Raw genomic sequence first — 19794 nt, 5'->3', positions numbered from 1 at the left:
TTATTCAATAAACCTTTAATAAACGTTAAAAGGTTGTTAAAATCATACTCATAATGTCGGTTTAATTTTGCGCAAACAAAAAAGGATATGCGTAAAGAGACACAAAAGTTGTTGGTTTTGTCGCTGTTAGGATTATTCAGCGTTAATCTGACAGCTCAGCAGAAAGCTAAAAAAGACACAATTAAAGGACTTGATGAAGTAGTGGTGACTGCTTTGGGAATCAAAAGGCACGACAAGTCTTTAGGGTACTCTACTCAGACTATTAATTCTGATGAGGTTTTAAGGACTCAGAATAATAACTGGGCACAGGCTTTAGAAGGTAAAGTGGCTGGCTTAAAGATTCAAACAGCTGGAGCAGGGCCTTTAGGTACAAGCCGTATCACGCTTCGTGGAGACATCTCTATGAGCATGGGGAATAATGATGCTCTGATTGTTGTGGATGGTGTTCCTTTGAGTGGAAGAAAAACAGGAACCGGAACAGCAGCTTATGGAGCCGGTTCTGGAGGTGATTTACCCATTGATTATGGAGATAGCTTCAATAGCATAAACCCGGATGATATTGAATCCATTTCTATTCTAAAAGGGCCTACTGCATCAGCATTGTACGGCTCCAGAGGTTCCAGAGGAGCTATCATGATTACCACCAAATCAGGGAAAAGTAAAAAAGGACAAGTTCAGGTTGCTTTTAATTCTTATTCAAGCTATGATTCAGTGCTGAAATGGCCGGATTATCAGTATGAATATGGGCAAGGAACTCAACAAAAAGATAAGAACGGAAACTACTATTACTCTTATGGCGCTTCTGCAGATGGTGTAAATACAGGTTCTACTAGTAGTGCCTTTGGGCCAAAGTTTGCAGGACAATACTATTTCCAATATGATCCAACTGTAGAAGGACAAAGCTTGGAAAGACAGCTTTGGAGACCTTACAAAAATAATATTAAAGACTTTTGGCAGGTAGGATCCAACTATTCAAATAGTTTATCCATAGAACATTCCGATGAAACAACAGCTTTCAGAACGTCACTTACCTATCTGAAAAATGAATGGATGATGCCAAATACAGGTTTAGACCGATTAAGTGCAGCGTTATCCTTAGATCATAAACTAAGCAGCAGATTGAAAATAGGAACTAAGGTCAATTTTAGTCAGACAAAAAGCGATAATCTTCCTGCAACGGGTTACAACAACCAATCGATCTCTTATTTCATGATTTTCCAGAATCCAAACGTAGATCTTGCTTGGTATAGACCTATCTGGAAGAAAGGACAGGATCAGGTAGATCAGATTCATCCTTTCAGTTCTTATATAGACAATCCTTACCTGATTGCTTATGAAAACCTGAATAGTACCAATAAAAAAACAATTACAGGAAATATTAACCTTAGTTATCAACTGGCAAAGAATCTTGATGTAGCCTATAAAACAGGAATGGAATGGAATGGAATAATGAATTCCGTACCCAAAGAAGACCGTGGAGTTCTGCCAATTATGCTAAGGGATATTATAGAGAACAGTATATCCGATATATGGATCTGAATAATGATATTCTATTCACCTATAAAAATAAATTCGGAGAATTTGGGGTAACAGCCTCTGCTGGAGGAAATATAAGGTATCATGAATATACAATGAATGATTACAGAGGAAATGGACTTAATAAAGCAGGGCTCTATCAGCTTTCTAATGCCACCCAGGTAGAATACAGGCTGCCAAAACCTAATGATAATCAAGTGAACAGTGTATATGCATTGGCCAATTTCAGCTATAAAGATATGATCTTCCTTGATGTGACAGCCAGAAATGACTGGAGTAGTACACTTCCTGCTCATAACAGATCTTATTTCTATCCATCCCTGTCATCATCTTTTATATTATCGGATATCTTTAAATTAAAATCAAATAATTTAAATTTCTGGAAACTAAGATTATCATGGTCTAAAGTGGGGAACGATACCTATACCTATATGCTTGACAAGTATTATGAAAATAGCGGTTTTGTAGGATCTGTAGAATCTCCGTTACTATACCCGAATCCTAATTTGAAGCCGGAAATGATTACCAATATTGAAGGAGGTATGGATTTTACCCTTCTTAAAAACAGATTGACATTCAATTTTACAGCTTATCAGAATAATTCTAAGAATCAATCCATCATTATACCCATGTTGTATGAAACAGGATATAATAAGAGAATTATCAATGCCGGTGAGTTGAGGAACAGAGGGATTGAGATGACTTTAAATGCTTACCCGATCAAGAATAAAGATTTCTCATGGAATATAAGTGCTAACTGGTCTATGAACCGAAACAAGATCCTTTCCCTTCCGGAAGAATATCAAGGAAAACCTTATACAATGGCAAGTGTAGGAAGTGTAGTCTTCTATGATGCTGTAGTAGGAGGTTCTCTTGGAGATATGTATGGAGCAGGGCTATTGTATTCACCGGATGGACAGGTAATTTATGATGCTAAAGACGGATTAACGGCTAAGTCAACAGAAATGAAGAAGATAGGAAATGCTTATCCAAAGTGGAGAGCAGGTCTTCAGAATGAATTCAGATATAAAAATATTACAGTGAGCTTCTCATTTGATGGACAGTACAAAGGAATAGCTTACTCTCATTCACATCACAAAATGTCGGAACAAGGGAAGCTTACTCATACCCTTGCGGGAAGAGACAATCCTGGAGGATTAATTGTTGGCCAAGGAGTTGTTCAGAATCCTGACGGAACCTTTTCTCCTAATACAAAAGGAATTCCGGTCGCTACCTATTATGGAGATTATTATAGAAGAGCAAACGTAGAAACCAATTCATTTGATACTTCATTCCTGAAGTTGAGAGATGCCAGAATTTCTTACTCTTTCCCGAAATCAATTGTGGAACCTTTAAAAGTTACAGATATTACCCTTGCGGTATTCGGGAGAAACCTTTGGATGTGGACGAAATTCCCATTATTTGATCCGGAGGCAGCTACTTTAGATGATTCTACAATCACACCAGGAATTGAGATGGGGCAGATGCCTCAGGCCGGAACTATTGGCTTCCAGGTAAATGTTAAATTTTAAAATCAGAAAAAATGAAAAAGTTAATCTATATATGTTCATTTCTAGCTCTTGTAGGGAGCACCGTTTCTTGTGATAGAAGTCTTGATGAGATCAATAAAGATACCAGTAGAATTAATGTGCCTGTTGCCAGCGCCTTGTTGGTTCCCATCCAATATAATATGGCAGCTGTTGGATACAATAGAGCAAATGATTTTACTTTTGATATCATGCAGGTTTCTTTAGACTTTCCCAACGAAGGGAACTCATTGAGCCGCTATTATTTAACAGAAAAAACAGGAAATGGTTTCTGGGATAATTCCTATCGATGGCTCAAGCAGGTAGATGATCTAAAGAAAGCTGCAATGTCGGAAGGAGATAAAAATTATCAGGCCATCTCGATGGTATTAAATGCCTGGATCTATTCCAATCTTACCGATACTTATGGAGATGTTCCATTTTCTGAAGCATCACAATTGGATGATAAGATTATGTATCCGAAGTTCGATAGACAAAAAGATATTTATATTAAATTATTGGATGATTTAAAGGCTGCCAATGCTCTTTTTATTACGAATAAGACACTTAGCGGAGGAGATCTATTCTTTAAAGCAGATTCAGATCCTAATGGAATTATTGGCTGGAAAAAATTCTGTAATGCTCTATCTTTGAGACTTTTGATGAGAATCTTAAATAAAGATGGAGAAGTAAATGTTAGAGAAAGAATTCAGGAAATTATCAATAACCCAACAACGTATCCTATTTTCCAGAATAATGCAGAAGGAGCAAAAGTTGATCTTACCGGAATCTTCCCATTGATGCCGCCTATTGCAAGACCTCAGGATTTCACAACCGGTAGAGCCGCTTCAGAATTCTTTGTAGAAACATTGAAGGCCAATAACGATCCACGTATGGCATTGTTTTTCTCACAGGCAAAAGATCCAAAAACAAATGCTAACTTAGGATATTTAGGAGCACCATCAGGATATGCACAAGGAACTGTATTTACCTATCAGCCATCAAACCTTAACCAAAACCTGGCGAAGGCACCTCTGAAAATTTTAGTATACCCATACGCAGAGCTTCAGTTTACATTAGCAGAATTGGCATTCAAAGGAATAATCCAGGGAAGTGCTAAGACGTTTTATGAAAATGGAGTAAAAGCAGCCATCGAACAATGGGGAGCTGTAGTTCCTGCCAATTATTTTGATAATCCTGTAGTAGCATTTGGAACAGGAGATATGAAGAAAATTATGCTTCAGAAATATGTGGTCTTATTTTTTGTAGACCATCAGCAATGGTTTGAAAAGAGAAGAACAGGGTTACCGGTACTTCCTAATAATGGAGGACTCTTAAATGGAGGAAATCTTCCTCAAAGATTGATGTATCCGCCTAATACCAGAGTTTTGAATAAAGAAAACTATCAGGCAGCAGTTCAGCAGATGGGTGGTGATGACATCAATGTAAAAGTATGGTGGAGTAAATAATTTTAAATAAAAAATAAAGATGAGTATCAATATAAAACTTTTAGTGCCTTGTATGCTGGTTTCAGCAATGGCTTTTTCCCAGTCTTCAGTTTCAGGATATGTATATGAAGACAGTAACAAAAATCAGAAGAAAGAGAACCGCGAAAAAGGAATTGAAGGAGTTGCTGTTTCTAATGGGGCTCAGGTAGTCTTAACTGATAAAAATGGTCGTTATAGTTTGCCTGTTCAGGAAGATCAGACAATTTTTGTCATCAAACCATCAGGATATCAGACTGCTTTAAATAGCAACAATTTACCCCAGTTTTATTACCATTATAAACCCAAAGGATCTCCTGCAGACTTTAAATATAAAGGAGTGGCTCCAACAGGTGAACTTCCAAAAGAACTGAACTTCCCGCTTTACCAACAGAATGAAAACAAAAACTTTGATATTCTGGTTTTTGGGGATCCGCAGCCTTATACAGAGAAAGAGCTGGATTACTTCAAAAGAGGAATCGTTAATGAAGTGAAAAATACTAAGAAAAATGCAGTACTTGGAATCAGTTTGGGAGATTTGGTAGGAGATAATCTAAGCTTACAGAAACCCTATGCAGACGTAATGAAGGAAGTGGGATTGCCCTGGTATAACGTTATGGGAAATCATGACATGAATTATGATGCTAAAGAAGATAAACTTTCAGACGAAACCTTTGAATCCAATTTTGGCCCTGCCAATTATTCTTTCAATTACGGAAATGTACACTTCATTATCCTTGATGATATTCTGTACCCCGATCCACGAGACGGAAAAGGCTATTGGGGTGGATTCCGTGAGGATCAACTTCAGTTCATTGAAAACGATCTGAAATTGGTTGATAAAAGCAAACTAATCGTGGTTTCTTTCCATATTCCGTTGGAGCATAATAATGAGGATAGTTTCAGAAATGCAGACCGACAGAAGTTATTCGACTTCCTGAATCCTTTCCAGAATGTATTGCTTTTATCAGCCCATACCCACATTCAGCAGCAGATTTTCTATGGTAAAAAAGCGGGTTGGAATGGTATAAAAGAACTTCATGAATATAACGTTGGAACCACTTGTGGCGACTGGTATTCCGGAACAGCTGATGAAGAAGGACTTCCTACTTCAACAATGAGAGATGGAACAGCAAAAGGTTATTCTTTTATCAGCTTTACCGATAATCAATACAAAGTAAAATACAAGACTGCCGGAAAACCGGAGGATTATCAGATCAAATTATATGTTCCGAAAGTGATTCCATTCCCGTCAAAAACCTCTGCAAAAGTATTGGCCAACTTCTTTATGGGAAGTAAAAAAGACAAAGTAGAGTACAGAATAGATAATGGAAAATGGGAAGAAATGGAATATGATGAAACCATAGATCCAAACTTTGCACTTTCCGTTTTTAAATGGGATACAACCGAGAAAATTCTACCAGGAAGAAGACCTTCCAATCCTGAAATGTCAAAACATATCTGGGAAGCAGATTTTCCTAAGAAACTGACATTAGGAAAACATAAAGTGGAGGTTAGAACAACAGATATGTATGGAACCCAGTTTTCTGCTTCAGAAGAATTTGAAGTCCAGAACGCGATCCAGATTCCTTAAGCTTTTCATTTTTTACTATACTTTTTTTAGATTTAAAAAACCGGTTCTTCATGAGCCGGTTTAATTTTTTGTTGAGGGTGAATAATTTAAATCACAAAAAGATTGTTTTGCTGCTTTAGAAACTTAAAACTTTGTACGATTTTACATAAAGGCTTAAGTGCTCTTCTCAACCACATTCATGATCGCTTTTCGGGTTATCTAAAACCATTAAAAAACTATTAAATCTCCTTTCTTTCCATTCCATAAAAATGATCTTTCGTAACTTTGTCTTACGAAAAGTATTACACTATGAATATAAATGGAAAAAATGCCATCGTAACTGGTGGTGGAAGAGGATTAGGGAAGGCTGTAGCATTAGCTTTGGCGAATGAAGGAGTGAATGTTGCCATTACAGGAAGAAACGAAGAAAATCTTAAAAATACAGTTGACGAGATCCAACAATTAGGAGTAAAATCTGCCTATGCAGTATTTACGATTGATGATGAAGCGGCTGTAAAAGCAGGAATTGAAACTTTAGCTGAAAAATTAGGCGGAGTTGATATTCTTGTCAATAATGCAGGAATCGGAGATTTCGGAACAATTGAAGAGATGCCGTCTGAAACTTGGGAACAAGTAATCAAAACCAATTTATTTGGAGTGTACTATGCGGCTAAAGCAGTACATCCATTTATGAAAGCGAAAGGAGAAGGAGATATCGTAAATGTTGCTTCTACTGCAGGATTAAAAGGTGGCCCCAATATGTCAGCTTACGCAGCTTCGAAAGCAGCAGTAGTTTCTTTATCTCAGTCAATGATGGCAGAATGGAGAAAACAAAACATCCGTGTGATTACTCTTACACCAAGCACCATTGCTTCTGATATGAGTATCCAGGGTGGACTTACAGACGGAAATCCTGACAAAGTTTTACAACCTGAAGACTTCGCAGAATGGGTAAGAGATATTCTGAAAATGAACAGAAGAGCATTAATTGCTAATGGTTCTATTTTCTCTACAAATCCATAAGAAGTTTAAAATTCAAAGGTTAAAGTTGTCGTAAAACAACTCATCCAATTTTATTTTAAATGATTCATAAAGAAAATCAATAGAAGCGGGCTTTAGCCCGCTTTCTTTATGATATCAAATTCGAATGGCTTTAGCCAAAACCTATAGCTTCTAATCTGCGTTATCAGCATAATCTGCGAGAGAAAAAAAATAATAGAAACGAACTTTATTCAAAACTTACCTTTTCCATTTTTTTAACCGTAATAACATTAGTATTTTTGCAGCAAATTATTCACATGCAAAATTATTTAGAATTCAATTTCAAGATTTCTCCACTGCAACCTTGGAACGAGATATTAATGGCAGAGCTTATTGAAATAGGTTTTGACAGTTTCACAGAAGAAATTCACGGAATTTTAGGATATATCCAAACCGATTTATTTAATGAAGATCAGCTTAAAGCACTTCCAATCTTTGAAAATGAAAATGTAAAAATCGAGTATTCCTTTGAAGAAATGCCGAATATCAACTGGAACGAAGAATGGGAAAAGAACTTTTCACCCATCAATATTGATGATAAAGTAATGATCAGAGCAGAATTCCATGAGTCGGTACCAGGAATGCATGAAATTATCATTCAGCCTAAAATGTCATTCGGAACAGGGCATCATCCTACAACACACCTGATGATTCAGCAGATGATGGATATTGATTTCAATGGCAAAAAAGTGCTGGATATGGGATGTGGAACCTCTGTATTGGCAATTTATGCAAAACAGCAGGGAGCTGGTGATACAAAAGCGATCGATATTGATGAATGGTCTGTAGAAAACTCAAAAGAAAATGCAGTAAGAAACAATGTTGAGTTGGAAATTGAGCAAGGAACAGCAGATAATTTAGGGAGTGAAAACTTCGACATTATTTTAGCCAATATCAATAGAAACATTCTGATTTCAGATATTCCAACTTATGTTTCCGTATTGAACGATGGTGGGAAATTATTGCTTTCAGGGCTTTGTTTCTTTGATGTGGATGATATCCTTGAAGTATGTAAAGAAAGTGGTCTTACCTTAAAAAAACAGCTGCAGAGAGAAGAATGGGTGAGCTTATTGCTTGAAAAATAAAAAAACGAAATACAAATATGAAAACCTTATTGACGGCTTTATTTTTACTGACATTGCAATTCTTTACAGCGCAGGAAAATGAAGTATATGCAGATGGTGTTTTCAACTTTACAGAAAACAAAAGCCAGAAGATTTTTACAGACTGGACAAGAGTAAGAAAGGAACCGGGTGTTAATGCCCAAATTCTGGATTCACTGCAGAGCAATCAGCAGATAATGATTCTTAAAAAAGAAGAAACGTTACCCGTCTTACAGTTGGGAGAAAGAAGAGCCCATTGGTATAAAATTTCTTATCAAAAAGGAGAAATGATAACTGAAGGGTATATTTGGGGCGGAAATCTATGTGTAGGATACCGCAATAAAAACGGATACGATTTTCTTTTCGGGCTTTCAAAAACTGTGGATAGAAAAAACAAATCTTTGAATGAAACCGAGAAACAGAATATTGCCGGAATAAAAGTAATGGAAGGCAATACTCTTATTGATGAGGTCTATTTTGATACCGGAAGAGGAGAGGAGCTGAGTACAGCTTCCTTTAATATGGAAAGCAATCACAAATTACAGGATGTAGAATTTACCTTAAAGGCAATGGTATCCGGTGAAGCTTGTGGTATTGCAACTTATGATCAATACGTCCTTTATAAGGATAAAAAACTTATTACATTACCACAACTGATGAATGTAGGGGATGCAGGAGTATATTATCACAGTGAAGAATATGTTTTTCCTAATGATAAAGGAGGAATTTCTAATGCAATTATCCTGAAGGTAGAAGATATGGAAACCGATGATAAAGATAGAGAGAAGAAAAAACATTCTTCCAAAACGTATCTTTGGAACGGAAGTTCTTATAAGCTTAAATAAGTTTTTTGTTTACAATAAATAAAAACCGTTGTTATTACAGCGGTTTTTTTGTTCAGAAAACCTATTTCTCAATTGAAAAAAATCAAATACATTTAACCATAGAAAAAACAAAGCCAATGAATTTGTTAGATAATATCCTTCCCATTTTGTTTTCAGTAGTTGTAGGAGGTATAATTGGGATTGAAAGAGAATATCAATTGAAGTCAGCAGGGTTGAGAACCATGATATTAGTGACCTTGGGTGCTTGTATCTTTACCATGCTTTCTATGAATCTGGGGGAATCAGGAAGTCCGGATCGTATTGCGGCCAATATCATCACTGGAATAGGTTTTGTGGGAGCAGGGGTCATCTTTAAAGAAGATAACAGAGTTTCTGGACTTACAACGGCTGTTACGATATGGATCTGTGCTGCATTAGGAATGACAATAGGAGCCGGATATTATGAAGAAGCCACCATTGGCTCTGTAGTTGTGTTTTTACTGCTTATTATGTTCAAATATATCCAGGATATTATTGACAGGATCAGTACCCGATATATCTATCAGATTACACTTTCTTATGAAGAAGGAGTGATAGAAAAATATGAAACCCTTTTTAAAGAAAATGGTTTAAAATCCATCAGAGGAAAGCAAATGAAAAGTGGGGAAAAATATACAGCAATCTGGAGAGTACAGGGAGCTGCCAGAAATCATGAGATTTGTACAAAAATACTATTGAATGATTCTGCCATAGACGAATTTAAGTTTTAAAAAATAAAAAGAACCTTTACATCCTGTAAGGGCTCTGTTTTTGGATGAATACAAGGTTTGCAAAACAAAAATAGGATTGGAATAAACCAATCCTACCCAAACATGATTAAGTGTATAGTTTAGCCATAAGTGGCTACAAGGAATAATTTGCACAAAAAAGATTTTTATTGATACTTAATCAATGTTTCCTTAATAATAATTAAAACTAACTTTTATAACGGCTTCCCGATTAAAGCTTATCCCTGTAAAAATAGTGTGAATTGTAATCTGTCTTAGGAAAAGTTAAACTGATCCTGCGAAATCAGCCGATGAAACGGAATTTTTATGATGTGAAGCGTAGCTTTTATTCTTATAAAAGTAGGATAGGCTAAAGGGGAAGAATCAGATTGGATAATTGCCAAAGAATAAGAGTAATACCTATGTTTATAAAAAGAATAATCCACCAGAGCGGGTTACGTCTTTGGAGAATAATAGCTACTATAGACGAAATATAGGAGAGTAATAAACAAAGTACTTCCACCAAAAAATGAGTATTTTTAATAATTCCAAAAAAGGTAATAATAAACATTCCCAAGCTGAGAATTGCCGTATTACCAAATGCAGTAGCTGTTTTATGCCGGTTTAGTTGGTTCATTTTATGTAAGTTGTTTTCGGAAAATTAATAAAAATCCTCACAGTAAAAGCTGTGAGGGTTTTTTCTGAAAGAATATGATAAATATATCAGATCAGTTTATATTAAGGAGTTGCCTTTACAGCATTGTACATTAAAGAGTCTTTTTTCGAAGGAGTGTAATCATATTTGTAATTGTAAAATGAAGCCTCCCAGTCTCCATATCCTACATTAGGAATAATAATGAATTTTTTACCAAATTCATTGGCAGAGTTTTTCACTGCTGCAGATCGCTCAGTTTCAGATTTTTTATCAAATAAATTAGAGAAATCAGCAAGATTATCACCTAATAATAAAACAATATTATAGTTTTTAGCGATATCAAGTCGACGGTTTTCTTTACTGCTTTCTTTAGATCGAACAATAAGATGATTCTCGTTTTGAATAGGAAAATTGTATTTTTTCAAATTGTTCAAAGTTCCTGTGCGCTCCTGCTCCAAACGGTTGGTCACATAGAAAACCTGTATTCCTTTACTTGCTGCATACTGATAGAATTCCTGAGAGCCGGTCAATGGCTTGGCAATACCTTTAGCCGTCCATTCTTCCCATGTTTTTTGATCATAATCTTTTCCCACCTTAGCACGTTCAACTGCATAATATGAATTATCTAAAAAGGTTTCATCAATATCCGAGATAATGGCCAAAGGCTTCTCAGATTTTTGAGCCAAAGCTTCATCCAAACGAAGTTTAGCAATATTATAAGCTTGTAAGCAAAGAGCTTCATATTCCGCAGAACGCTGTTGGTAAAATGCAGCATATATTTTCCCATCACGTCCAAGGTTTTGATAAGGGGTATTCTGAGTTGATGTATTGGCAACTGGAGTCGCTGTTTTACATGACAAAGTCAAAGCAAAGGCACAGCTTGCGATAATGAACTTGAAATTTTTCATTGAATTAAAATAGAGAAGACAAAATTATAACAATTTGATTTTTATCACAACTATTTCGAACGCAGATTGTCGCACTATTTCTACCTTGAGTTTTTTTACAAAAAAATGATTCATTCTTTTTGGCAAAATTCAAAGAGCTATATCCTCAATTCGTATTGAAACTCTTAGAGATTAACCCTAATCTTGAAAATACAGAGATTATATTTTGTGCTAGCTCAAATTACATTTTTCTTTCAAAGAAATTGTACAGAATTCGGTAATACAGTCTACCTCTGTTCAAAAAAGAAAAAACAGGATAAGAAAAAAATTAGGTATACCCGGTGATGTAGATATTTATGATTATTTTGATCGGGTGTCTTAGACGTAAAATGTACCAAGTTTTCTGCAATCCTTAAACGGTGGATTTTTCCAAAATGGAAGGATCCACCGTTTATTTTTTTCTAAGTATAAATAAAAATATCTTAAAATATGAACAAAAACAAATAGGAAAAAAAACTATTAAGAATCCAATAATCAATAGGTTGAGATAAGAGTAACACCTGTGTCATATGTTATTTTATCGGCGGTAGTACATTTGTCATATCATGATATTACACCTGTATTACATAATAAAATGAGATTTGCCTAACATTAATGAATGGTAAAAATACCGGAAAAAGATAAAATGAAAAATAAACACAAAATAAATCAAAATGAAAACTTTTATAATGCCCCAAGGCTCTGTTTTTATACCATTTTATTACTAGCAATAAGAATGCCCTTTACCTTTATAAACTGAACGGCAGGCGGTATATTTTAAGATGAATTCAAAACAATAATCTAAATCTTTTTCGACTTATGTGGTTCTTAATTTCAATTAATAGCTACAATAAAAAGTAAAAAAATGCAGCTAAGGTTAGCCACCGTTGGGCAAAATAAGACTTTTGTATTGCCAAAAACAAAATAATATAACTTTTATATTATAAAAACAAAAATATATGAAAAAATTAGAAATTTTATTTTTTTTAACTATTGCAACATTTTCATATTCCCAGGTCGGAATTAATACACCATCACCAAAAGCGACTTTGGATATTATTGCTCAGCCTGCAGGTACTGCTGCTGATGGAATTATTGCACCTAGAATTTCAGGGGACAATTTGAGGACAAAATCACCTGTATATACAGCGGCTGATCATACAGGCGCAATAGTGTATGTAACACAGGCAGACTCTGCCCCTGCAGGAAAAACGGTAAATGTTACAAGTGCAGGATATTATTATTTTGACGGAACCGTATGGGTTCTTTTTAACACAGTCACTAATAATCCTTTAGAAGGAAGTTCTGTTGTAAAAATGAGATTAACAAACTCTTCTAGTGCTAATGTATTAACTACAAAATCGGGAACCTATTCTTTTAGATATAATGGTACCGGGATTAATAATTGGTGGGAAATGAAATCAAATACGGGAAGTAATAGACCTATATCTGTTTTTGTAAGTGAAAATTGGGCTCCTTCATCACAATCATCAAGTGTATCACCCAATAACAGTAATGCTACTACTGCATGGAGTAGAATCCCGGGATCCACAATCGTGGGAGCTACTAATGAGCTGAATGTTTTTAGAATTTATGATTTAACGGATGGTAAGGAGATCATTTTAGAAGGAAATTTAATTGATGTTGGAGGTACAATAAAACAAGCTATGATAGCTACCGAATATTAATTTTCTTATTTATCGTAATATTTTATTGCTTGTATATTTTATAATCTAATAAAAAAGGGAACTAAGTCTATCCTGGAGTAATGATTTGACTATAACTTCGTAAGGGATAAAAAGTGACTTGAAAAATAAAAGAAAGAGTGCCAGTTTTGTAGAGTTCAAAATCACAAAATATGCGCACTCTTTCAATACAAGTCAGCGAGAATGAACTGAAGCAATTAAGTTATGAACGTTTTGCCTATCCGTATTCAATAGAAAAAAACATCTCTTGTAAATCATTTTTTAGAAGTACTTTTCCTTTTTATACTAGTCCTGATAAAATGGAGATTCAGATATGAACAGTTCATATCAGTCTTTTATTATCTGCTTTTCACCATAGCGAAGTTTGATTAATGCAAGCTCACAATAAATGGAATCAGGTAAAGTATATGATTTTCTAGGGAGTCTTTTAGATCAAAATAAGAGAATAAAAATCAATAGGGTAAATTCAGCACTGTTACGGCTCAACAATGGTGTGCCGATTGATTTGGAAAAAAAATGTTGGAACTTAAAGGAAGATTGTCTGTTTTGGTAAAAGAACAAGCAGCAAAGGAATTAAGTGTTATAATTAAATTATTATTTTATCAACTTTATTTTTACAAAGAGGATAAATAGCTAATAGCGTAGCCTCCAAAAGTTTTGCATCATATATATTTATATTTTTTTTATATTTACTGCTAATACAAAGCCATTTCAGCTCTAATACAAAACCATGACCAGGTTCATCTATTCATTTTATTTATTTTTCCTTTTATATTCATGCACTAATTCATCACAGGAGGCATTCAATCAAAATTTCAATTATCCGCTGCAAAAGGAAATAGAGCATTTTCCGATAGAAGATTATAAAGCTTATAATGCAATCAATAATAAATATCTTAAAATAGCAGAAGAAAAGGGCTATAATGACGGGAAAGCGCACTGTTATATTAATACGGCTTCGGATGAAATTAATAAGGGTAATTTTATCCCAGCTACTGAGTTACTGCAGAAAGCGGAAGTTATTCTTATCCAATCGGACAATAATGCATTAAAGGCTTATTTTTATAATACACTGGCATTTCTTAACTACAGAGTAAATATTACCGATCATTTCGCTTTGGCTTATAACAACAAAGCATTGTACTACATGAAAAAATGTAATCCGGAAGAGCAGAAGATGTATCAGATGGATAAGATATATCAGGTAAGGGCTTATTTTTTAGCGACTACTCTTAAAACGGATTCGGCTGCAATTTATTTCCATAAGGCATTGAACAATTCAAGTACTGCTCTCAATAAGGTAAATACTCTTGCTTCTTTGGCAGAAATGCAATTGGTTTCCAATAAGTTGGATTCAGCAGCTACTTATGTTGAAAAAACGTTAAACACTGTAAAAGATGTAAAAGGAGATAAAGAAATTCAAGCCTATGCATATTATATTGCGGCACGTTATTATACGGCGATGAAGCAATTCAGTAATGCTGAAATGCTGTTGAATAAAGCTCTCAACATTAATAATTCAATCTCATCGATTCATCTTACTCCGTTTTTATATGATAGCCTGTACAATTTTTATAAAGAGAAGGGAGATAAGCAGAAGGAAATATATTATTCGGAATTATCTCAAAAAGCACGGGATCAGATGTTTAACAATAGAAGCATAGGCATTAATACCGTCAATAGAAAACTGATTGCGGATACAAAACAACAAGAACATCAGGAACTCAGTAATACCCGTATTCTTATAGGTCTGTTGATGGTTGTGGTAATCATTGCCGGTATATTCATTTACCTATGGACAAGAAAGCTTAAGGTAAATAAAATGGCTTTGAAAACCGAAGCAGAGATACTGAAAGATAAGCTGGAGGATAAGAGCGGCGAAGAATTGATTAAACTTGCCCAAAAAAATGATTCATACTTTTTGGCGAAATTCAAAGAGGTATATCCTCAATTCGTATTGAAACTCTTGGAGATTAACCCTAATCTTGAAAATACAGAGATTGTATTTTGTGCTATGCTCAAATTGCATTTTTCTTCCAAAGAAATTGCACAGAACTTGGTCATACAGCATGCTTCTGTTCAAAAAAGAAAAAACAGGATAAGAAAAAAATTAGGTATATCCAGCAATGTAGATATTTATGATTATTTTGATCAGATGTCTTAGATGTAAAATGTACTAAGTTTTCTGCAATCCGTAAACGGTGGATTTTTCCAAAATGGAAGGTTCACCGTTTATTTTTTTCTAAGTATAAATAAAAATATCTTAAAATATCAACAAAAACAAAAAAGCATATAAAAACTATTAAGAAGGTAATAATCAATATATTAATAAGGAAGTAATACCTGTGTCATATATGATTTTTATGAAGGGTAGTATCTTTGTCATAGTGTGATATTACACTTGTATTGCATAATAAAATGAGATTTGCTGAAGTAATTCGGATGTGAAAATTGAAGATTACAACAAACACATTTTATTAAACGATACACATATGAAAAAAAATTTTTTCGCCTTCACTTTTTTCGCCTTTTTTTCTTTTAACCAAGCTCAGGTTGGTATAAATACCTCATCACCTAACGCTACCCTAGATATAAAGGGAAACAATATTGCAGTACCGGATGGCATTGTTGCACCACGTCTTACAGGTCAGCAATTGAGGGCTAAAACATATACTCCTGTACAAGAAGGTGCATTAGTATATGTGACTGTCGCAGATTCTGCACCAGCAGGACAGACAATTAATGTTACCGATGTTGGATACTTCTATTTCAATGGAACCCAGTGGATCTCTTTTAAAACCTTAAGCAATACAACAACCAATGCTACAAGATATCTGGGAGGGACTATTTTCGTCAGGTTTAATACTACTACAGCAGGTACTACAACAATTCCAAATAATAGAGTAATTGGTGGCGCCGTAGGAACTATCTACAATGTAGGAACAGTTACAGGGCAATCGTCGTCCAAAGGAGGAATCACTCAAATTTATGGAAGCGGATATACCGTATCAAATCCTGGACAAGGAATCTATGATATTAAATTTGATGTGCCATTAAAAACCATCTACGGTGCTTCGCTGAATGTTTTTGATGCTTATGGTCAGGGAACCCCAGGTGTTATTACATTAGGTAAAGACCCAACAACCTCATCACCTGGAAATATCTTACTAACAACCGATAACAGTCAGATATCCTTTATCGATAATACCATTCTTCGTGTAAAGACAGGAGATGGTTCCGGAAACTATTCTAACAGACCTTTTACCTTTTTAATCACAGGGCAATAAAATTTTGGATAAATTATGAAAAAAAATAAACTTATACTGCTTGTTTCAATATTTTCAATTATGCATATGTATGGGCAGGCAGGTATTAAAACAGTAATGCCCCGAGTTACCCTAGACGTTATGGGAGATGCGGCTACTTCCTCCTCTTTGGATGGTATTATCCCTCCGAAAATAACAGGGGATGTCTTGAAGTCATTAGATGGAGCTTACGGCACCAACCAGGCAGGTGCCATTGTATATGTTACCACAGTTCCCACTAATCCTATTACGGCAAAAACGGCAAATATTAAAAATCCTGGCTACTACTATTATGATGCTCCTAATACGATTTGGGTAGAGTTCCAATCTGCCGGACAAACCACTGCGAATGATGCTACCCGTTTTCTGGGAGGAACGGTTTATGCAAGGTTTAGCAACCAAAGCAACGGTACTCTTACCAATAGTAAATTAATATCCGGTAACTATAGTTTGGGACAGCTTACCAACCAAACTCCAAATAAAGGAGGTATCAACTCGGTGGCAGGAAATGGCTATACGGTATCTAATCCTGCACAAGGTATTTTTGATATTAAATTTGATACACCCTTTACACAGCTCTATGGAGTTGTATTAAATATTGAGGATGTCTATGGCTATAATTCTGATAGCAGTAACTCCACAGTATCTGATATTAATCCTAATCCTTCCACTCCTGGCAGTCATTTAAGACTGAAAGATAACACACAGGTTGCTTATTTATCCAATAGTATTATTAGGGTAAAAACAGGAGACAATAACGGAGCATTATCTAACAGAACCTTCTCTTTCATTATTACGGGAAAATAAAATACAATATAACGATGAAAGTTATTACAATAACAACGCTGATAATGTTTAGTACAACCTGCATTAACGGCCAAGTGGGTATTAATACAAATCAACCCAATGCAACATTGGATGTACGCACCCCTACCAATCCTACCAGTGCGGTAGGTATCATAGCGCCAAGCATTACTGGAGATAATCTAACAGCTCAAGATGCTGCCTATACAGTAAATCAGACAGGCGCTTTTGTATATGTAAGTCAAAAAGCAACCACACCCTCTGTAAAAACGGCAGCTGTGAATGTCCCAGGATATTATTACTTTGACGGTGCGATTTGGAATCCTTTGAAAGCCGTTGCGTCTGCTACCGATGCCTCTCGGTATATAGGAGGTGCAGTATATGTCAGATTTGACAGCACAGCTAATTCAGTGAATGCGGACACCTATATTCCTAATAACAGAATTATTACCAATAATACAAATGGTCAATATTCTGTAGGTAGTCTTCAAGTTCAGGCCACAAGAGGGGGGATAGATTCCATTACAGGTACTGGCTATAAAATATCAAACCCGGGAAATGGCATATTTGATATACAGTTTGAGACTCCATTTACAGAAATCTACGGCTTTAGTAGTAACATATTGGATGCTTACGGGAATTCGGGGGGATCTATACCTAATGGTGGATATCCTGATTCCCGATTTCCCGGAACCAGGCTTCTGACCAATGATAACACCCAGCTTACCTTTATATCCAATACTATTCTTCGCATTAAAACAGGAAATAGTAATGGAGGATTATCCAATAGGCCCTTTACGTTTGTGGTTACAGGAAGATAAACCTATTCATAAAATATAGAGAAGAGGCAGGAGTAATGATGGCGGACTGAAAGTAGATGATAATGGAGATCTAGAAAGAGTCCTATCCTAAATCTTGATTATGAAGATTATTGAAAAAAACAATATTACAAATGAAAACAAAAATTATTTCGGCCGCTATTGCCTCTTTAGGGTGGATGGGAGTTTGCGGTCAGATAGGTGTAAACACTCCGACACCTCAAACTACAATGGATATTAGTGCAAAAAGAGATGCCTCCGGGAATATTACGGATAATACCCAGTTGATTGGATTACAGGCACCCCATGTTACCAGGGCAGAACTGAGCGCAAATACAGCACCATATGGTTCTGGTCAGGAAGGAGCTTTAGTGTATATTACCGATATATCCGGTGGTAATACGAATAGTCCGAGGACTAATATTACAACTATAGGTTATTATTACTTTGATGGAACTTTATGGCAGAAGATTAATATGTCGGCTTCGGATAATTGGCGCACTATGGGAAATTCTGGGACACAGGTAGGTACTAATTTTATTGGTACTACTGATGCACAAGAGCTGATGTTTAAAATAAACAATGTGCAGAGTGGATATATGGATTACCTGAATACAAAACAGAATACTGCTTTCGGATATAATGCACTGGTAGCGGGACCCGCTTATAATAGTGCCAATTCGGTTACCACAAACAACAACAATACAGCAATAGGTTATGAGGCAATGAGCTCACTTGGTACGGTTTCCGGTTCGTTTCAGACGGCAAACGTAGCAGTTGGTGCCGGTGCCATGAAAAATCTGGTTGGAGGTGCTTGGAATACTGCGGTGGGAGTTAATGCGATGGGAAGTGCTACCGGTAATCCTAACACATTGTCAACAATGAGGAACAATACTGCGTTAGGAATCAGTGCTTTGTCGCAATTAAACAAAGGAGCATTTAATATTGCTATCGGACCTAATGCAATGTCCCAGTCTAAGACATCTGCAGGCACGGATGTACTTTCTGGTAATATAGCAATGGGACTTACCACATTAGACCTCCTGAATAACGGGACAGACAATATTGCATTAGGCTCTTATACGGGGAATGGCTTAAAAAGTGGCAGTCAGAATGTATTTATAGGGGTATCGGCTGCAAGTAATGTCACAAGCGGAGATCATAATATATTTATAGGTCATTACGCTACAGGTACCACCCCAACTTCCAGCGGGGAGATCAATATAGGAAACATTATTACGGGAACCGGTGTAACTAATAATTCAGCAGCGGCAGTAACAAAAAAAATAGGAATCAATACGGGGAGTACTTTACCTAATTCCACATTACAAGTTGGCGGATCCATATCACTTCCCATTAAAGCTGTTACAGCAGATTATACAATTACAGATACTGATTATAAGATATTGACGCGGCACACAGGAGTTGCAGAGGCTGCCCTTACGTTACCTGATCCAGCAACTTGTGCAGGAAGGATATATATAATTCAAAATATGGAGGATAATGGTGGTGTAAAATTTAACTATGATATTGAAATAGGGGGCGGCTACGTTTGGACGCACGGAAATGCCGCATTAAAAGTTAAGGGTGTGAGTATAAGTAGTAATGGAACCTATTATAGCGTAACAGGAACATCAATCACTTTACAAAGTGATGGTACAGAGTGGACAGGTATTACCCAATAAAAGAAAAAATCAATATCAATTATTTAATAAAAAAACAATAT

15 protein-coding genes are annotated in these 19794 nt (G+C 35.7%); 14 read left to right on the top strand and 1 reads right to left on the bottom strand.

Annotated features, from left to right (window positions below; genetic code table 11):
• Positions 1-87 precede the first annotated feature (87 nt).
• The 8 genes from GTR01_RS24635 to GTR01_RS14335 all read left to right on the top strand — a co-directional run bounded on the left by GTR01_RS24635 (position 88) and on the right by GTR01_RS14335 (position 9857).
• Complete coding sequence (locus GTR01_RS24635) at positions 88-1539, top strand: TonB-dependent receptor plug domain-containing protein (protein ID WP_228452243.1); 1452 nt, start codon at positions 88-90, stop codon at positions 1537-1539.
• Positions 1437-3068 (top strand): TonB-dependent receptor domain-containing protein, encoded by a 1632-nt coding sequence (locus GTR01_RS24630; RefSeq protein ID WP_228452242.1) that lies wholly within the window; start codon positions 1437-1439, stop codon positions 3066-3068. The genes GTR01_RS24635 and GTR01_RS24630 overlap by 103 nt, the downstream gene beginning before the upstream one ends.
• A gap of 11 nt (positions 3069-3079) precedes the next feature.
• On the top strand, positions 3080-4531 hold the full coding sequence (locus tag GTR01_RS14360; protein ID WP_160138504.1) for a SusD/RagB family nutrient-binding outer membrane lipoprotein: 1452 nt from the start codon (positions 3080-3082) through the stop codon (positions 4529-4531).
• A 19-nt stretch (positions 4532-4550) separates the two neighbouring features.
• Positions 4551-6140 carry a calcineurin-like phosphoesterase C-terminal domain-containing protein gene (locus tag GTR01_RS14355; RefSeq protein WP_160138503.1) on the top strand — a complete coding sequence of 530 codons (1590 nt, stop codon included), beginning with the start codon at positions 4551-4553 and terminating at the stop codon, positions 6138-6140.
• A 288-nt stretch (positions 6141-6428) separates the two neighbouring features.
• Positions 6429-7142 carry a 3-ketoacyl-ACP reductase gene (locus GTR01_RS14350; protein WP_160138502.1) on the top strand — a complete coding sequence of 238 codons (714 nt, stop codon included), beginning with the start codon at positions 6429-6431 and terminating at the stop codon, positions 7140-7142.
• Positions 7143-7417: 275 nt separating this feature from the next.
• On the top strand, positions 7418-8245 hold the full coding sequence (prmA, locus tag GTR01_RS14345) for a 50S ribosomal protein L11 methyltransferase (RefSeq protein WP_160138501.1): 828 nt from the start codon (positions 7418-7420) through the stop codon (positions 8243-8245).
• Between the two features lie 17 nt (positions 8246-8262).
• The gene (locus GTR01_RS14340; RefSeq protein WP_160138500.1) at positions 8263-9108 is read left to right on the top strand and encodes an SH3 domain-containing protein; all 846 of its coding nucleotides are present in this window, start codon (positions 8263-8265) and stop codon (positions 9106-9108) included.
• 116 nt (positions 9109-9224) lie between these two features.
• Positions 9225-9857, top strand: coding sequence for an MgtC/SapB family protein (locus GTR01_RS14335; protein WP_160138499.1), 633 nt, complete (start codon positions 9225-9227; stop codon positions 9855-9857).
• 735 nt (positions 9858-10592) lie between these two features.
• On the opposite strand, the gene GTR01_RS14330 is transcribed toward GTR01_RS14335, so the two are convergent.
• A complete protein-coding gene (locus GTR01_RS14330) occupies positions 10593-11417 on the bottom strand; it encodes a 5'-nucleotidase, lipoprotein e(P4) family (RefSeq protein ID WP_160138498.1) in 825 nt (274 codons plus the stop codon).
• A gap of 977 nt (positions 11418-12394) precedes the next feature.
• Between GTR01_RS14330 and GTR01_RS14325 the strand changes: the two genes are divergently transcribed.
• From GTR01_RS14325 to GTR01_RS14300, 6 genes are all read left to right on the top strand, one after another.
• Positions 12395-13123 (top strand): hypothetical protein, encoded by a 729-nt coding sequence (locus GTR01_RS14325; RefSeq protein ID WP_160138497.1) that lies wholly within the window; start codon positions 12395-12397, stop codon positions 13121-13123.
• Between the two features lie 748 nt (positions 13124-13871).
• Complete coding sequence (locus GTR01_RS14320; RefSeq protein ID WP_160138496.1) at positions 13872-15305, top strand: helix-turn-helix transcriptional regulator; 1434 nt, start codon at positions 13872-13874, stop codon at positions 15303-15305.
• A gap of 328 nt (positions 15306-15633) precedes the next feature.
• Positions 15634-16428: a hypothetical protein gene (locus tag GTR01_RS24625; protein ID WP_228452241.1), complete on the top strand. Its 795-nt coding sequence runs from the start codon at positions 15634-15636 to the stop codon at positions 16426-16428.
• Between the two features lie 15 nt (positions 16429-16443).
• On the top strand, positions 16444-17253 hold the full coding sequence (locus tag GTR01_RS14310) for a hypothetical protein (RefSeq protein ID WP_160138495.1): 810 nt from the start codon (positions 16444-16446) through the stop codon (positions 17251-17253).
• Positions 17254-17267: 14 nt separating this feature from the next.
• Positions 17268-18071, top strand: a complete 804-nt coding sequence (locus GTR01_RS14305) for a hypothetical protein (RefSeq protein WP_160138494.1) — start codon at positions 17268-17270, stop codon at positions 18069-18071.
• 131 nt (positions 18072-18202) lie between these two features.
• Complete coding sequence (locus GTR01_RS14300) at positions 18203-19753, top strand: hypothetical protein (protein WP_160138493.1); 1551 nt, start codon at positions 18203-18205, stop codon at positions 19751-19753.
• Positions 19754-19794: the final 41 nt, after the last annotated feature.

This window comes from Chryseobacterium sp. c4a (assembly GCF_009900745.1).
Taxonomy (GTDB): Bacteria; Bacteroidota; Bacteroidia; order Flavobacteriales; family Weeksellaceae; genus Chryseobacterium.
Note: the sequence above shows the minus strand (reverse complement) of the source record. Positions and strands in the feature narration are given on the sequence as shown.

Bases quoted from the DNA above. Each gene is read 5' to 3' on its own strand.
- GTR01_RS24635 (WP_228452243.1), top strand. From the start codon at position 88: ATGCGTAAAGAGACACAAAAGTTGTTGGTTTTGTCGCTGTTAGGATTA.
- GTR01_RS24630 (WP_228452242.1), top strand. From the start codon at position 1,437: ATGGAATGGAATAATGAATTCCGTACCCAAAGAAGACCGTGGAGTTCT.
- GTR01_RS14360 (WP_160138504.1), top strand. From the start codon at position 3,080: ATGAAAAAGTTAATCTATATATGTTCATTTCTAGCTCTTGTAGGGAGC.
- GTR01_RS14355 (WP_160138503.1), top strand. From the start codon at position 4,551: ATGAGTATCAATATAAAACTTTTAGTGCCTTGTATGCTGGTTTCAGCA.
- GTR01_RS14350 (WP_160138502.1), top strand. From the start codon at position 6,429: ATGAATATAAATGGAAAAAATGCCATCGTAACTGGTGGTGGAAGAGGA.
- prmA (WP_160138501.1), top strand. From the start codon at position 7,418: ATGCAAAATTATTTAGAATTCAATTTCAAGATTTCTCCACTGCAACCT.
- GTR01_RS14340 (WP_160138500.1), top strand. From the start codon at position 8,263: ATGAAAACCTTATTGACGGCTTTATTTTTACTGACATTGCAATTCTTT.
- GTR01_RS14335 (WP_160138499.1), top strand. From the start codon at position 9,225: ATGAATTTGTTAGATAATATCCTTCCCATTTTGTTTTCAGTAGTTGTA.
- GTR01_RS14330 (WP_160138498.1), bottom strand. From the start codon at position 11,417: ATGAAAAATTTCAAGTTCATTATCGCAAGCTGTGCCTTTGCTTTGACT.
- GTR01_RS14325 (WP_160138497.1), top strand. From the start codon at position 12,395: ATGAAAAAATTAGAAATTTTATTTTTTTTAACTATTGCAACATTTTCA.
- GTR01_RS14320 (WP_160138496.1), top strand. From the start codon at position 13,872: ATGACCAGGTTCATCTATTCATTTTATTTATTTTTCCTTTTATATTCA.
- GTR01_RS24625 (WP_228452241.1), top strand. From the start codon at position 15,634: ATGAAAAAAAATTTTTTCGCCTTCACTTTTTTCGCCTTTTTTTCTTTT.
- GTR01_RS14310 (WP_160138495.1), top strand. From the start codon at position 16,444: ATGAAAAAAAATAAACTTATACTGCTTGTTTCAATATTTTCAATTATG.
- GTR01_RS14305 (WP_160138494.1), top strand. From the start codon at position 17,268: ATGAAAGTTATTACAATAACAACGCTGATAATGTTTAGTACAACCTGC.
- GTR01_RS14300 (WP_160138493.1), top strand. From the start codon at position 18,203: ATGAAAACAAAAATTATTTCGGCCGCTATTGCCTCTTTAGGGTGGATG.